This window comes from Cronobacter sakazakii (assembly GCF_000982825.1).
Classification (GTDB): Bacteria; Pseudomonadota; Gammaproteobacteria; order Enterobacterales; family Enterobacteriaceae; genus Cronobacter; species Cronobacter sakazakii.
The window spans coordinates 3,048,891-3,063,256 of record NZ_CP011047.1; the positions used below are offsets into that span (position 1 = coordinate 3,048,891).

Sequence of the window (14,366 nt, forward strand, 5' to 3'; positions counted from 1 at the left end):
TTACTCGCTGACTTTCTCGGCTTTGCCGGCGAGCTGCGCCAGGAAGTCGTAGCGTTTTTGCAGATCGGCGGCGGCGTCTTTCCAGAGCTGTTCGGCCACCTCCGGCTGCTGCGCGTTCAGGCGACGGAAGCGCTGCTCGGTGAGCAACGTTTCCGCCAGCGCGTCTGACGGCGGGCGCGAATCGAGCGCCAGCGGCAGCTTGCCTTCGTCGGCGCGGCGTGGGTCGAAGCGATAAAGCGGCCAGAAGCCCGTCGCGGTAAGCTGGCGCATCTGATCGTGGCTCAGCGCCAGATCGTAGCCATGCTCCTCACAAGGGCTGTAGGCGATAATCAGCGACGGGCCGGGGTAGGCTTCCGCCTCCTGAATCGCTTTCACCGTCTGGTTAAGCTGCGCGCCAAGCGAAATCTGCGCCACGTAAACATGCCCGTACATCATCATGCTCACGCCGAGATCTTTACGCGCCTTGCGCTTGCCGTGTTCGCCGAATTTCGTCACCGCGCCAAGCGGCGTGGCTTTCGACGCCTGGCCGCCGGTGTTGGAATAGCACTGCGTATCGAGCACCAGAATATTGACGTTCTCGGTCAGGCTCAGCACATGATCGAGGCCGCCGAAACCGATGTCATACGCCCAGCCGTCGCCGCCAATCAGCCAGATGGATTTTTCCACCAGCGCGTCGGCGTCTGTCAGCAACTGCTGTGCGCCTTCCACACCCTGTAACTGCTGGCGCAGTTCCGCGACCTGTTTGCGACGCACTTCCGGCGTGGCGTCAGCGTGCAGCGCCTCATAGAGCGCAGGCGTGAGTTTATCGGCAAACTGCGTGAGCAGACGCCGCACGCGCGCCTTATGCTGATCGACCGTTAAGCGGAAACCCAGACCGAACTCCGCGTTATCCTCAAACAGCGAGTTCGCCCACGCCGGGCCGCGGCCATTGGCGTCGGTGGTGTACGGCGTCGAGGGCAGGTTGCCGCCATAAATGGATGAACAGCCGGTGGCGTTGGCAATCAGCAGACGATCGCCATAAAGCTGGGTCAGCAGCTTGATATAGGGCGTTTCCCCACAGCCGGAGCACGCGCCGGAGTATTCAAACAGCGGGGTGATGAGCTGCGAGGTGCGAATGTCGATACGCTCAAGCGAGCTGCGATCGATTTCCGGCAGGTTCAGGAAGAAGTCGTAGTTGCGTTTCTCTTCTTCCACATGCTCCAGGCGCGACATCATATTAATCGCCTTGATTTCCGGGTTCTGGCGGTCTTTCGCCGGGCAGACCTCGACGCACAGGTTGCAGCCGGTGCAGTCTTCCGGCGCGACCTGCAGTACATATTTCTGCCCGCGCATATCGCGGGATTTCACATCCAGCGCGGCGAGCGAGGCGGGCGCGTCGGCAAGTGCTTCCGGGGCCACCACTTTGGCGCGGATCGCCGAGTGCGGACAGGCGGCGACGCAGTGGTTGCACTGGGTGCAAAGCTCTTCTTTCCAGATGGGGATCTCTTCCGCGATATTGCGTTTCTCCCACCGGGTGGTGCCGAGCGGCCAGGTGCCGTCCGGCGGCAGCGCGGAGACCGGCAGCGCATCGCCAAGCCCTGCCAGCATCGCGGCGGTCACCGTTTTGACAAAATCGGGCGCGGCGTCGGAAACCACCGGCGGGCGCAGGTGGCTGGTCTCATCCACCGGCTGGCGCGCCACTTCAAAGAGGGATTCGCGGGCCAGCGCCAGCGCCTGCCAGTTGCGCTCTACCAGCTCCTGGCCTTTGCTGCTGTAGCTTTTGGCGATGGCACCCTGGAGCGCCTCCAGCGCGCTGTCGCCCGGCAGGATCTGCGTGAGATGGAAAAACGCCATCTGCATCACGGTGTTGATGCGCGCGCCGAGCTGGCATTCGCGGGCGATTTTCGCGGCGTTCACCACAAAGACGCGCGCGTTTTTGTTATTCAGCACCGCCTGGACTTCCTGCGGCAGCTGATGCCAGACCTCATCCGGCGCGTAAGGCGTGTTAATCAGAAAAATACCGCCGGGTTTCAGGCGCTCGGCCATCTGGTATTTATCGATAAACTGCAACTGATGGCAGCCGACGAAATCCGCCTGGCTTACCAGATACGCGGAGTTAATGGGCCGCTCGCTGACGCGCAGGTGAGAAACGGTCAGACCGCCCGCTTTTTTGGAGTCATAAACGAAATAGCCCTGGGCGTACCACGGCGTCGCGTTACCGATAATTTTAATGTTGTTTTTGGTGGCCGAGACGCTGCCGTCGCTGCCAAGCCCGTAAAACAGCGCCTCCAGGCGCGCGTGAGAGGGCAGCGTATTCTCCGGCAGCGGCAGGGAGAGATGCGTCACGTCGTCGTAAATCCCGACGGTAAAGCGCGGTTTCGGTTTTTCGGCGCGCAGTTCATTAAACACCGCCAGCACGCAGTCCGGCCCGAACTCTTTGGAGGAAAGCCCGTAACGGCCGCCGATGACGCGCGGCAGGCTGTCGCGCTCGCCGCGGTTAAAGGCTTCCGCCAGCGCGGTCATCACATCCAGATAAAGCGGCTCCGCCTGCGCGCCAGGCTCTTTGGTGCGATCAAGTACCGCGATGCGCTGGACGCTCTGCGGCAGCGCCGCCAGCAGGTGACGCGCGCTGAACGGGCGGAACAGGCGGACTTTCAGCACGCCCACTTTCTCGCCCTGGGTGAGCAGTTCATCCACCACCTCTTCGCAGGTGCCGCTGGCGGAACCCATCAGGATAATCACCCGTTCGGCCTCCGGGTGGCCGTAATACTCAAACGGCCGGTACTGGCGGCCCGTGGCGGCGGCGAAATCGTTCATCGCCTGTTCGACATGGTCATAGACCGCGTCATACCAGGGGTTGGTCGCCTCGCGGGACTGGAAATAGGTATCCGGGTTGGCGGAGGTGCCGCGGATCACCGGGTGTTCCGGGTTGAGCGCGCGGGCGCGGTGGGCGTCGATTTCCGCCTGCGGCAGCAGGGCGCGGATCGTGTCATCGGCGAGCGGCGCGATTTTGTTGATTTCATGTGACGTGCGGAATCCATCGAAGAAATGAATAAACGGCACGCGGCTTTTTAGCGTGGCGATATGGGAGATCAGCGCGAAATCCTGCGCCTCCTGAACGCTTGAGGCGCACAGCATCGCGCAGCCGGTCTGGCGTACGGCCATGACGTCAGAGTGATCGCCGAAAATCGAGAGCGCATGGGTGGCGACGGTACGCGCCGCCACGTGCAGCACAAAAGGCGTGAGCTGGCCCGCGAGCTTATAGAGCGTCGGGATCATCAGCAGCAAACCCTGGGAAGACGTAAACGAGGTGGAGAGCGCGCCGGTCTGGAGCGCGCCGTGGACGGTCGCGATAGCGCCCGCCTCGGACTGCATCTCAACCACGCGCGGGACGTCGCCCCAGACGTTTTTCATCCCGTTGCCGGCCCAGGCGTCGGCCTGCTCCGCCATCGTGGAGCTCGGCGTGATGGGATAAATAGCGATAACTTCACTGGTGCGAAAAGCGACTGAAGCGACTGCGCCGTTGCCGTCGATAGTAATCATAAAAGACCCTTACATTGCGCAACATTGTCAGATCTGTGCGGACGCAACAGACCCTGTAGTAATAAGGGAATTTTAGCAAAGCCCTGAAGCCGGGATTTTCGTTTTTGTGTACTGACTATTCGCGAGGTGAATCATTTCATGCGCAGGATCAAGAGAAAGAGGCCGAAAAGCGCAAAAAAATGTGTCTTCGTCCAAAAAAGCAGCAGCAGGAATCTCGACGCGCCGCGTCGGGCGGCCTATGATGCTCAGGTTTTGCTTGTCAACGAAAGGGGAGAAACATGCGAGCAGCGTTTTGGGTAGGATGTGCCGCGTTACTATTATCGGCATGCAGCAGCGAACCCGTTCAGCAGGCCACCGCGGCCCATGTGCCGCCGGGAATGCGAGCTGCGTTGTCGAGTGCAGGGCAGGCGAACTGCGCGATGGTCGGGGGCTCGCTGTCGGTCGCGCGCCAGCTTGACGGCACGACCACCGGTATGTGCGCGCTGCCCAACGGCAAACGTTGCAGCGAAGCGGCGCTCGCCTCTGGCGCCTGCGCCGCGTACTGATTACGACATCAGATCCGCCAGTTTATAGACCAGACTGTACTGGCGGTATTTCAGGGTGAGCTGCTGTTTCTCCACGCTCACCGTCGCTCCCTGGCTTAACATCTCATTCATCAGCTTATCCAGCTCGTTGAGCTGCGGCTCGGCGCACAGCATGCGCGTTGACGCGAGCCCCTGCACCTTCAGCGTATCGCCATGCAGTTCACCCTGACCCATAAAGCGGTTGCACATGCTGCCGGAGACATGCATACGCTCGCCAAAGCTCAGCTCCGGCACGCGGTGCGTTGAGTCGAGCGGCGCGCCGTTGACGGTTTGCAGCACGTAGCGGTGGTGTTGCAGCGTTTCAGGCGTCACGTTTGACGTCGCCGTGTTCTGGCAACCGGCGAGCGTCATTCCCGCCAGCAAGGTGAAAAGGATTTTTTTCATGGTCGTCTCCCTGAGGTAAAAAACGCGACGCGCCAGGCGGCGCGTCGGCGGTGTTACACCAGCTCGTTCGGGCAGGGCTGGCCCTGTTCCAGCTGGCGCAGATTTCCAAGCGTGGTTTCAGAAATGCTGATCAGCGCCTCTTCCGTCAGAAACGCCTGGTGGCCGGTGAACAGCACGTTGTGGCAGGCGGAAAGACGGCGGAACACGTCATCCTGAATCACATCGTTAGATTTATCTTCAAAGAAAAGATCGCGTTCGTTTTCATACACGTCCATCCCCAGCGCGCCGATTTTCTGGCGTTTGAGCGCTTCAATCGCGGCCTGGGAATCGATCAAAGCACCGCGGCTGGTGTTGATGATCATTACGCCGTCTTTCATCTGCTCGAACGCGCTCTGGTTCAGCAGGTGGTAGTTTTCCGGCGTCAGCGGACAGTGGAGGCTGATGACATCCGATTCCGCCAGCAGGGTCGGCAGGTCGACATATTCCACGCCAATCTCCAGCGCGGCGGCGCTCGGGTACGGATCGAACGCCAGCAGGCGCATGCCAAAGCCTTTCAGAATGCGCAGCGCCGCGACGCCGATTTTACCGGTGCCGATAACGCCTGCGGTTTTGCCGTACATTGTAAAGCCGGTCAGCCCTTCGAGGTTAAAGTTAGCGTCGCGGGTGCGCTGATACGCGCGGTGAATGCGGCGGTTGAGACACATCATCATGCCCACCGCGTGTTCAGCCACGGCTTCCGGTGAGTAAGCCGGCACGCGAACGACTTTCAGCCCCAGCTCTTTTGCCGCGTCGAGATCGACGTTGTTAAAGCCCGCGCAGCGCAGCGCGATAAATTTCACGCCATGCTTTTTCAGCTCTTCCAGCACCGGGCGGCTGGCGTCGTCGTTAACGAAAATGCAGACGCCGTCGCAATGAATGGCGGTTTTCGCCGTGCGCTCGGTTAACAGGAAGTCATAAAATTCAAGATCGAAGCCATATTCCTGGTTAACATGCTGCAAATACTTTTTGTCGTACTGCTTTGTGCTATAAACCGCCAGTTTCATAAGACTTTCTCCAGTGATTTGCTGTGATCACGTTAGCATAATTAAAAATATCGTACAAAGTTTAAAAATTAATTGTCGAACAGGTGCTTACCTCTAATTCTAGGTCAACTATGCTTTCAGAGCCGCCCTGGCTTCACCTCGCCTGGCAAAGCTGTCAGAATAATGGCTTTCTTCGGCATAATTTCTCGCTGAATCAGGATATTAACGGCCCATGAAGGGTAAATACAGAGCCGTCATCGCTTTATTACTTCTGGTTGTGCTGCTGCCTCTGGCGCTGCTGTTAACCGCGGGCTACTGGCTGCCGACGCTCGCGGGCGTCTGGCTGCCGCAGGGAACGCGCATCGCGCTGGAGCAGCGCCCGCGCCTGACCCGCTCCGCTATTGTGCTGCCGGATCTGCGTTATTTCGCGGGCGATTGCGAACTCGCCCACGCGCAACATGTCGTGTTGAGCCACCCGACGCGCTGGCGGCTGCATCTGGACGCTCTCACGCTCAACACCAGCTGCTTCAGCGCCATACCTGACGACCCCGCGCCCGGCGCGCCGCGCACGCTCGCCCAGTGGCAGACGATGCTGCCGGAAAGCGAGGTGGAGATAGCGCGCCTTAAACTCGCCGACCTGCCGGACTATGTCGGCACACTGCAGGCGAGCCTCAGCCCGCAGACGCAGCGCATTGCCTTTACCGGCGACAAGCTGGACGTGAGCGCCAGGCTTGAAGGGCAGGCGTTGAAGGTGGAGCGCCTGCGTCTGCACCTCTTTGACGGCCAGCCGCCGGTGTCGCTGCTCGGCGATTTCACGCTCGCGCTGATGCCGGATGGCATTCCGACCAAAGGCGAGACGCAGGCGCGGTTTTCACTCCCCCAGGCGCCGCATGGCGCTCGCGCTGAGGTCACGTGGCGCGGCGGCGAAGGGCAGCTATTACTCTTTGCGCAGGACGATCCCGATCCGCTGCTCGATCTCCCGTGGCAGGCCGGTCACGATTCGTTTGCTTTCAGCGACGGGCGCTGGCGCTGGCCGTATGAGGGCTTTCCGCTAAGCGGCCGCGCCGCGCTTCGCGTGGAGAACTGGCGCGGCGGGCTGGATGCCGCGCGCATCAGCGGACGTGTGAATGTGGTGACGCAGGGGAATGCCGGGAAGGGCAACGCGGTGATGACCTTCGGCCCTGGCACCCTGAGCCTGCGCGAGAGCGCGATGCCGCTGCGCATCACCGGCGAGGCGAAACAGGACGCGCTGGCGTTTTACGCAAGCCTCCCCGCCATGCTGCGCGGCCCGCTGCTCTCGCCTGCGCTGCATTTTCTGCCGGGCGCACTGTTGCGCTCGCGCGGGCGAGTTATTGATGCGCTCAATATTGAAGAGATCCGCTGGCCGCTCGCGGGCGTGACGGTGACGGAAAAGGGCATTGACGGGCGTTTGCAGGCCATCGCGCGCGCCAGCGAGCCGGGTCAGGGCGATATGCTGCTGCATCTGGATGGCCGCGCCGAGGATTTTCTGCCCGATGCGGGCCTGTGGCGCTGGCGCTACTGGGGCAACGGCACCTTTGAACCGATGCGGTCGCGCTGGTCTGTCGGCGGGCGCGGCGAGTGGCGCGACGAGGTGATCACGCTCAGCGAACTCAACACGCGTTTCGACAAATGGCAGTACGGGAGCCTGACGGTCGACCATCCGCAACTGGCGCTGAGCACACCGGTGCGCTGGGCGCGGGGAGCCGCGACTCAGGCGCTGGAGGGCGCGCTGAAGCTGGATGCCGGCGCCACGCGCTTTACCAGCGGCGCCAGCCTGCCGCCGTCAACGCTTAATTTCAGCGTCCAGGGGCGCGATCCGAGCGCGTTCCAGTTTAAAGGCGATCTGCATGCGGGTGAGATTGGCCCGGTGCGCGTCAATGGCCGCTGGGATGGCGAGCGCCTGCGCGGTCAGGCCTGGTGGTCGCCGCAGCCGCTCGCCGTCTTCCAGCCGCTGCTCCCGCCAGACTGGAAGCTGTTGCTGCGCGACGGCGGTTTTTACGCGCAGGTGGCGTTTTCCGCCGCGGCAGGCCAGGGATTCGAGGCGGGCGGTCACGGCGTGGTGAAACAGGGCAGCGCCTGGACCAAAGACAACCAGTTTAACGGCGTGGACTTCGTGCTGCCGTTCCGCTTTCGCGATTCGACCTGGCAGCTCGGCACGCGCGGGCCGGTGCGGCTGAATATCGCGGAGATCCAAAGCCAGGTGCCGGCGCGGGATATTACGGCGTCACTCCAGGGCAGCTATCCGTGGAGCGAGGCGAGCCCGCTGGTGTTAAGCGACGTCAGCGCGTCGCTGCTCGGCGGCAAAATTCGTATGCAGCAGTTGCGCCTGCCGCAGCACACAGCGGCGCTGCTGCGCCTGGAAAATATCTCGTCGAGCGAGCTGATCACCGCGACCAACGTCAAACAGGTGGCGCTCTCCGGTGCCATTAACGGCGCGCTGCCGCTGTGGGTCGATAACCCGCAATGGATTGTGCATGACGGCTGGCTCACCAGCCCCGGCCCGCTGACGCTGCGCATGGATAAAGAGATGGCGGACGCGATGGCGCGGGATAACGCGGCGGCCGCGGCGGCGGTCAACTGGCTGCGCTATATGGAAATCTCCCGCTCCTGGACGCGGCTGGATGTTGATAATCTCGGCGTGCTGCGCATGCGCTCGGAGTTCCAGGGCGAAAGCCACGTGGACGGCAAAACCAGCGGCGTGCGGCTTAACTATCAGCATCAGGAAAATCTATTCACGCTGTGGCGCAGCTTGCGTTTCGGCGATAATTTACAGTCCTGGCTTGAGCAACACGCGACGCTGCCCGCCGCGCGTTGCAAGGCAACGTCAGGGAAGACCTGCGAGGAACAACCATGAAAACCGCAATCACGCTGATGGCAGGCGTCATCATCCTGGCACTGTGCGGCTGTACGCCGCGTATTGAGGTGGCGGCGCCCAAAGAGCCGATTACCATTAATATGAACGTCAAAATTGAACATGATATCCATATTAAAGTGGATAAAGACGTCGAAGCGTTGCTGCAAAGCCGCAGCGATCTCTTCTGAGGAGGCGGCCAATGAAAAGCCTGCTGGTCGTGATGCTGGCGCTGCTGCTGGCAAGCCCCGTCAGCTACGCGCTGACGCTTGACGAGGCCCGCGCGCAAGGGCGCGTGAGCGAAACGTTCACCGGTTATCTTGCGCCGGTGGCGCAGGATGCGGAAACGGCGGCGCTGGTGGCGCGCATTAATCAGGCGCGGGCTGAAAGCTACCGCGACGTCGCCCAACAGAACGGATTGCCGGTCGATGAAGTGGCGAAAATGGCAGGGCAGAAGCTGGTGGCGCGCAGTAAACCCGGCGAATATGTGCGCGGCATTAATGGCCGGTGGATGAAAAAATAACCCCGCTACTCCCCACGGGTAACAGACGACGCCGCGCGCCTGTGTCAGGCTCGGCAAACACGCTTACAGGAGAAACGTCATGACAACCGAATACACTCTGCCGCTGGACGACGCGCAGGCGTCATCGTTACCGGCTATTGCGCAGCTGCTGCGCGCTAACGCCGGGTTGTTTAAACATCTGGTGATGTCCGAGCACCCGGACGATATCCGCTACGCCTATCAGCCGGAGTCGTTCGAGATAACCGACATTACCGACCGCACCTTTACGTTCCGCTGTCTGGTGCACTATTTCGAGCCGTGCTGCGATCGCGATATGCATGATGCGCGCACTTACACCATTCCTTATCAGGTGCGGGATAACACGCTGGTGTTTGCGCTTGATGAAACGCCGTGGGTGGTGGCGTAACGCGGGTTGCGCCCATAAAAAAACCGCCCCGGAGGGCGGTTTTTTGGTCTGGACGTCTCTTATGCAGAAACCAGCGCGTCGATAGCGGCTTTGGCGTCGCTCTGCGCTTTGGTCGCCATTTCCGGGCCGTAAGCCACGCCTTCGGCAAACACAAAGTTCACGTCGGTGATACCGATAAAGCCCAGGAACAGGGAGAGGTACGGGGTCACCAGATCGGTCGGGGTATCTTTATGGATGCCGCCGCGGCTGGTCAGCACGATAGCGCGCTTGCCGGTTACCAGACCTTCCGGGCCTTTCTCGGTGTAGCGGAACGTTACGCCAGCGCGGGCCACTAGGTCAAAATAGTTTTTCAGCTGGGTCGGGATGTTGAAATTGTACATCGGCGCCGCAATAACAATCACGTCATGCGCCTGCAGCTCAGCAATCAGTTCATCAGAGAGCGAGAGCGCGTCCTGCTGACGCGGGGTCAGCGGCGCGTCTGACGGGCGCAGGGCACCAACCAGCTCGCCATCCAGTACCGGCACCGGGTTTGCCGCCAGGTCGCGCACGGTGATTTCATCCGCGCTGTGCTTTTCACGCCACTGCTCCACGAAGTAGTCGGAAAGCTGGTTGGACTGGGAGTAACCTGCCAGAATACTGGACTTCAGAACGAGTACTTTGCTCATGGGATGTTCCTTTTTGATTTGGTTGTCAGGGCCGTTGCCCCTTGCCTGACGACAACTCTATTCACAAACCGATTACAGTGATAGCGCAATATATCGAAGTCTATGTTCTAAATTTTTGAACAAGGCGCGCCAGAAAGCGGTGTGGTACTCTACGCTTAACGAAACCCTAAGATTTAACGGGCCGTGCACAGGCCGTATAACACAATGATGGAAAAACAAAATATTACTCTCTCCGCCCTGATGGCACGTCTCGACTCGCTGATGCTGCGCGATAAAAGCCGCTTCGCCCGTCGCCTCCACGGGGCTAAAAAGATTAAAAATACTGAATCTCAGCAGGCGCTTTTCGAACAGCTCTCTCAGGAGATGAGCGAGGCGGCAGGGAAAGTCCTGCTGCGCGAAGCGGCGCGCCCGGCGATTACATACCCGGAAAACCTGCCGGTCAGCCAGAAGAAACAGGACATCCTCAATGCCGTGCGTGACCATCAGGTGGTGATCGTGGCGGGGGAGACCGGCTCCGGGAAAACCACCCAGTTGCCGAAAATCTGCATGGAACTTGGGCGCGGGGTAAAAGGGCTTATCGGCCACACCCAGCCGCGTCGTCTCGCGGCGCGTACCGTGGCGAACCGCATCGCCGAAGAGCTGCAAACCGAGCCGGGCGGCTGCGTCGGTTATAAAGTGCGCTTTAGCGATCACGTCAGCGACAACACCATGGTTAAGCTGATGACCGACGGTATCCTGCTGGCGGAAATCCAGCAGGATCGCCTGCTGATGCAGTACGACACTATCATCATCGATGAAGCGCACGAGCGCAGCCTGAACATCGATTTTCTGCTGGGTTACCTGCGCGAACTACTGCCAAAGCGCCCGGATCTGAAAGTTATTATTACGTCGGCGACCATCGATCCTGAGCGTTTCTCGCGCCACTTTAATAACGCGCCGATTATCGAAGTTTCTGGCCGTACGTATCCGGTTGAGGTGCGCTACCGCCCGATTGTGGAAGAAGCAGACGATACCGAGCGGGACCAGCTGCAGGCGATTTTCGACGCCGTGGAAGAGCTGGGCCGCGAAGGGCCGGGCGATATCCTGATCTTTATGAGCGGCGAGCGTGAAATCCGCGACACCGCTGACGGGCTGATGAAACTCAACCTGCCGCACACCGAGGTGCTGCCGCTCTATGCGCGGCTCTCCAACAGCGAACAGAACCGCGTCTTCCAGCCGCATGCCGGGCGACGCATTGTGCTGGCGACCAACGTCGCCGAAACGTCGCTGACCGTGCCGGGCATTAAATATGTGATAGACCCCGGTACGGCGCGCATCAGCCGTTACAGCTACCGCACCAAAGTGCAGCGGCTGCCGATTGAGCCGGTGTCGCAGGCGTCTGCCAACCAGCGTAAAGGCCGCTGCGGGCGCGTCTCGGAAGGGATCTGTATCCGCCTTTATTCGGAAGACGATTTCCTCTCGCGCCCGGAATTTACCGACCCGGAAATCCTGCGCACCAACCTGGCGTCCGTCATTCTGCAAATGACGGCGCTGGGGCTTGGCGATATCGCCGCGTTCCCGTTTGTCGAAGCGCCGGATAAGCGCAACATTCAGGACGGTGTGCGTCTGCTGGAAGAGCTGGGCGCTATCACCACCGACGCGCAGGCGTCAGTGTATAAACTGACGCCGCTGGGCCGTCAGCTGTCGCAACTGCCGGTGGACCCGCGTCTCGCGCGCATGGTGCTGGAGGCGCAAAAGCATGGCTGCGTGCGCGAGGCGATGATCATCACCTCCGCGCTGTCGATTCAGGACCCACGCGAGCGTCCGCTCGATAAACAGCAGGCGTCGGATGAGAAACACCGCCGCTTCCACGATAAAGAGTCCGATTTCCTGGCCTTCGTGAACCTGTGGAACTACCTCGGCGAGCAGCAAAAGGCGCTGTCGTCCAATCAGTTCCGCCGCCTGTGCCGTACCGATTACCTTAATTATCTGCGGGTGCGCGAATGGCAGGATATCTACACCCAGCTGCGCCAGGTGGTCAAAGAGCTTGGCATTCCGGTGAACAGCGAACCGGCGGGCTACCGCGAAGTGCACACGGCGCTGTTGACCGGGCTGTTGTCGCACATCGGCATGAAAGACGCCGATAAACAGGAGTACACCGGCGCGCGCAATGCCCGTTTCTCCATTTTCCCCGGCTCCGGGCTGTTTAAAAAGCCGCCGAAGTGGGTGATGGTGGCGGAGCTGGTGGAAACCAGCCGCCTGTGGGGGCGAATCGCGGCGCGTATCGACCCGGAGTGGATCGAGCCGGTGGCGCAGCACCTCATTAAGCGCTCATACAGCGAGCCGCACTGGGAGCGCGCGCAGGGTGCCGTGATGGCAAGCGAGAAAGTGACGCTCTACGGCCTGCCGATCGTGGCCGCGCGCAGCGTTAACTACAGCCAGATCGATCCGGTGCTTTCGCGTGAGCTTTTCATCCGCCACGCGCTGGTGGAAGGCGACTGGCAGACGCGTCACGCCTTTTTCCGCGAAAACCAGAAACTGCGCGCCGAAGTGGAGGAGCTGGAGCATAAATCGCGTCGCCGCGACATTCTGGTGGACGACGACACGCTGTTTGAATTTTACGATCAGCGCATCAGCGTTGATGCGATTTCCGCGCGCCACTTCGACAGCTGGTGGAAAAAGGCGAGCCGTGAAACGCCGGATCTGCTCAACTTCGAAAAGAGCATGTTGATTAAAGAGGGCGCGGAGAAGGTCAGCAAGCTCGATTACCCGAACTTCTGGCATCAGGGCAACCTGAAGCTGCGCCTGACTTATCAGTTTGAGCCGGGCGGCGACGCCGACGGCGTGACGGTGCATATTCCGCTGCCGCTGTTAAACCAGGTGGAAGACGCGGGCTTCGAATGGCAGGTGCCGGGAATGCGCCGCGAACTCATCATCGCGCTGATCAAATCGCTGCCAAAACCCGTGCGCCGCAATTTCGTTCCGGCACCTAACTACGCCGAGGCGTTTTTAGGCCGCGTTACGCCGCTGGAACTGCCTCTGCTGGACGCGCTGGAGCGCGAACTGCGCCGTATGACCGGCGTGACGATTGACCGCGAGGCGTGGCAGGCCGAACAGGTGCCCGATCATCTTAAAATGACTTTCCGGGTGGTGGATGAGAAGGGCCGCAAGCTGCGCGAGGGCAAAGATCTCCACGCGCTGAAAGAGGGGCTGAAAGAGAAAGTGCAGGAAACCCTTTCAGCGGTGGCGGATGACGGCATCGAGCAGAGCGGGCTGCATATCTGGAGCTTCGGCACGCTGCCCGAGCGCTATGAGCAGAAGCGCGGCGGCTATCAGGTGAAAGCGTTCCCGGCGCTGGTGGATGAGAAAGAGAGCGTCGGCATCCGGCTGTTTGATAACCCGCAGGAGCAGCAACACGCCATGTGGCGCGGGCTGCGCCGTCTGCTGTTGCTTAACATTCCGTCGCCGATTAAGTATCTGCATGAGAAACTGCCGAACAAAGCGAAGCTCGGGCTTTATTTCAACCCGTACGGCAAGGTGCTGGATCTGATTGACGACTGCATCTCCTGCGGCGTCGATAAGCTTATCGCCGAAAACGGCGGGCCTGTATGGAGCGAAGCGGGCTTTGCGCAGCTTCACGATAAAGTGCGTGCGGAACTGAACGACACCGTGGTGGATATCGCAAAGCAGGTCGAGCAGATCCTGACGGCGGTGTTCAATATCAATAAGCGTCTGAAAGGGCGCGTGGATATGACGATGGCGCTCGGCCTCTCTGATATCAAAGCGCAGATGAGCGGGCTGGTGTACCGCGGTTTTGTCACCGGCAACGGTTATAAGCGCCTCGGCGACACGCTGCGTTATCTCCACGCCATCGAAAAACGGCTTGAGAAGATGGCCGTCGACCCGCACCGCGACCGCGCGCAGATGCTCAAAGTGGAAGCTGTACAGCAGGCGTGGCAGCAGTGGCTTAACAAGCTGCCGCCCGCGCGGCGCGATGACGACGACGTGCAGGAGATCCGCTGGATGATCGAGGAGCTGCGCGTGAGTTATTTCGCCCAGCAGCTCGGCACGCCATACCCGGTCTCCGACAAGCGCGTGTTGCAGGCGATGGAGCAGGTGAGCGGGACGTAGTTGCGCACAGTGGGTGCGGAATATTGTTATGGTGGGTGCGCTGCGCTTACCCACCCTACAAGTTCCTACAACGCCTACCGTATTCCGTAGGGCGGGTAAGCGTAGCGCACCCGCCGGGCAACACCACGTAAACCTGCACGTAGGGCGGGTAAGCGTAAGCGCAGCGCACCCGCCGTCTTACCAACCTGCACCCGCCATTCCCGGAACCTGTCTCGCAAACCTGAAACTCCCCAACACCGAACCTCCGCCACACATGTTATAAACCCGCGACAACCCCC

10 protein-coding genes are annotated in these 14,366 nt (G+C 60.7%); 6 read left to right on the top strand and 4 right to left on the bottom strand.

The features are described from left to right. A complete protein-coding gene (gene nifJ, locus CSK29544_RS14495) occupies nt 1–3,522 on the bottom strand; it encodes a pyruvate:ferredoxin (flavodoxin) oxidoreductase (RefSeq protein ID WP_029039382.1) in 3,522 nt (1,173 codons plus the stop codon). 278 nt (nt 3,523–3,800) lie between these two features. Between nifJ and CSK29544_RS14500 the strand changes: the two genes are divergently transcribed. After that, nucleotides 3,801–4,067 (top strand): putative hemolysin, encoded by a 267-nt coding sequence (locus CSK29544_RS14500; RefSeq protein WP_015386690.1) that lies wholly within the window; start codon nt 3,801–3,803, stop codon nt 4,065–4,067. On the opposite strand, the gene hslJ is transcribed toward CSK29544_RS14500, so the two are convergent. Both hslJ and CSK29544_RS14510 read right to left on the bottom strand, forming a co-directional pair. Further along, nucleotides 4,068–4,490, bottom strand: coding sequence for a heat shock protein HslJ (hslJ, locus tag CSK29544_RS14505; protein ID WP_007896943.1), 423 nt, complete (start codon nt 4,488–4,490; stop codon nt 4,068–4,070). It lies immediately after the preceding gene. A gap of 53 nt (nt 4,491–4,543) precedes the next feature. Further along, nucleotides 4,544–5,533, bottom strand: a complete 990-nt coding sequence (locus CSK29544_RS14510) for a 2-hydroxyacid dehydrogenase (RefSeq protein ID WP_004388292.1) — start codon at nt 5,531–5,533, stop codon at nt 4,544–4,546. Nucleotides 5,534–5,744: 211 nt separating this feature from the next. Here CSK29544_RS14510 and CSK29544_RS14515 point away from each other — a divergent pair, with 211 nt between their 5' ends. The 4 genes from CSK29544_RS14515 (at nt 5,745) to CSK29544_RS14530 (ending at nt 9,313) form a co-directional block, all read left to right on the top strand. After that, complete coding sequence (locus CSK29544_RS14515) at nt 5,745–8,387, top strand: YdbH family protein (RefSeq protein WP_007896947.1); 2,643 nt, start codon at nt 5,745–5,747, stop codon at nt 8,385–8,387. Continuing rightward, nucleotides 8,384–8,575, top strand: a complete 192-nt coding sequence (locus tag CSK29544_RS14520; RefSeq protein ID WP_007782217.1) for a YnbE family lipoprotein — start codon at nt 8,384–8,386, stop codon at nt 8,573–8,575. The genes CSK29544_RS14515 and CSK29544_RS14520 overlap by 4 nt, the downstream gene beginning before the upstream one ends. An 11-nt stretch (nt 8,576–8,586) precedes the next feature. Further along, nucleotides 8,587–8,907, top strand: coding sequence for a YdbL family probable chaperone protein (locus CSK29544_RS14525; RefSeq protein ID WP_029039383.1), 321 nt, complete (start codon nt 8,587–8,589; stop codon nt 8,905–8,907). A gap of 79 nt (nt 8,908–8,986) precedes the next feature. After that, a complete protein-coding gene (locus tag CSK29544_RS14530; RefSeq protein ID WP_007896956.1) occupies nt 8,987–9,313 on the top strand; it encodes a hypothetical protein in 327 nt (108 codons plus the stop codon). A 59-nt stretch (nt 9,314–9,372) separates the two neighbouring features. On the opposite strand, the gene azoR is transcribed toward CSK29544_RS14530, so the two are convergent. After that, nucleotides 9,373–9,978, bottom strand: a complete 606-nt coding sequence (azoR, locus tag CSK29544_RS14535) for an FMN-dependent NADH-azoreductase (protein WP_004386715.1) — start codon at nt 9,976–9,978, stop codon at nt 9,373–9,375. Nucleotides 9,979–10,182: 204 nt separating this feature from the next. Between azoR and hrpA the strand changes: the two genes are divergently transcribed. Beyond that, a complete protein-coding gene (gene hrpA / locus CSK29544_RS14540; protein ID WP_007896958.1) occupies nt 10,183–14,088 on the top strand; it encodes an ATP-dependent RNA helicase HrpA in 3,906 nt (1,301 codons plus the stop codon). The last annotated feature ends 278 nt before the right edge of the window (nt 14,089–14,366 follow it).

What these genes read in the sequence shown, in the direction of transcription:
- CSK29544_RS14515 (WP_007896947.1), top strand. Translation starts at nt 5,745, where the DNA reads ATGAAGGGTAAATACAGAGCCGTCATCGCTTTATTACTTCTGGTTGTG.
- hslJ (WP_007896943.1), bottom strand. Translation starts at nt 4,490, where the DNA reads ATGAAAAAAATCCTTTTCACCTTGCTGGCGGGAATGACGCTCGCCGGT.
- nifJ (WP_029039382.1), bottom strand. Translation starts at nt 3,522, where the DNA reads ATGATTACTATCGACGGCAACGGCGCAGTCGCTTCAGTCGCTTTTCGC.
- CSK29544_RS14500 (WP_015386690.1), top strand. Translation starts at nt 3,801, where the DNA reads ATGCGAGCAGCGTTTTGGGTAGGATGTGCCGCGTTACTATTATCGGCA.
- CSK29544_RS14510 (WP_004388292.1), bottom strand. Translation starts at nt 5,533, where the DNA reads ATGAAACTGGCGGTTTATAGCACAAAGCAGTACGACAAAAAGTATTTG.
- CSK29544_RS14530 (WP_007896956.1), top strand. Translation starts at nt 8,987, where the DNA reads ATGACAACCGAATACACTCTGCCGCTGGACGACGCGCAGGCGTCATCG.
- CSK29544_RS14520 (WP_007782217.1), top strand. Translation starts at nt 8,384, where the DNA reads ATGAAAACCGCAATCACGCTGATGGCAGGCGTCATCATCCTGGCACTG.
- hrpA (WP_007896958.1), top strand. Translation starts at nt 10,183, where the DNA reads ATGATGGAAAAACAAAATATTACTCTCTCCGCCCTGATGGCACGTCTC.
- CSK29544_RS14525 (WP_029039383.1), top strand. Translation starts at nt 8,587, where the DNA reads ATGAAAAGCCTGCTGGTCGTGATGCTGGCGCTGCTGCTGGCAAGCCCC.
- azoR (WP_004386715.1), bottom strand. Translation starts at nt 9,978, where the DNA reads ATGAGCAAAGTACTCGTTCTGAAGTCCAGTATTCTGGCAGGTTACTCC.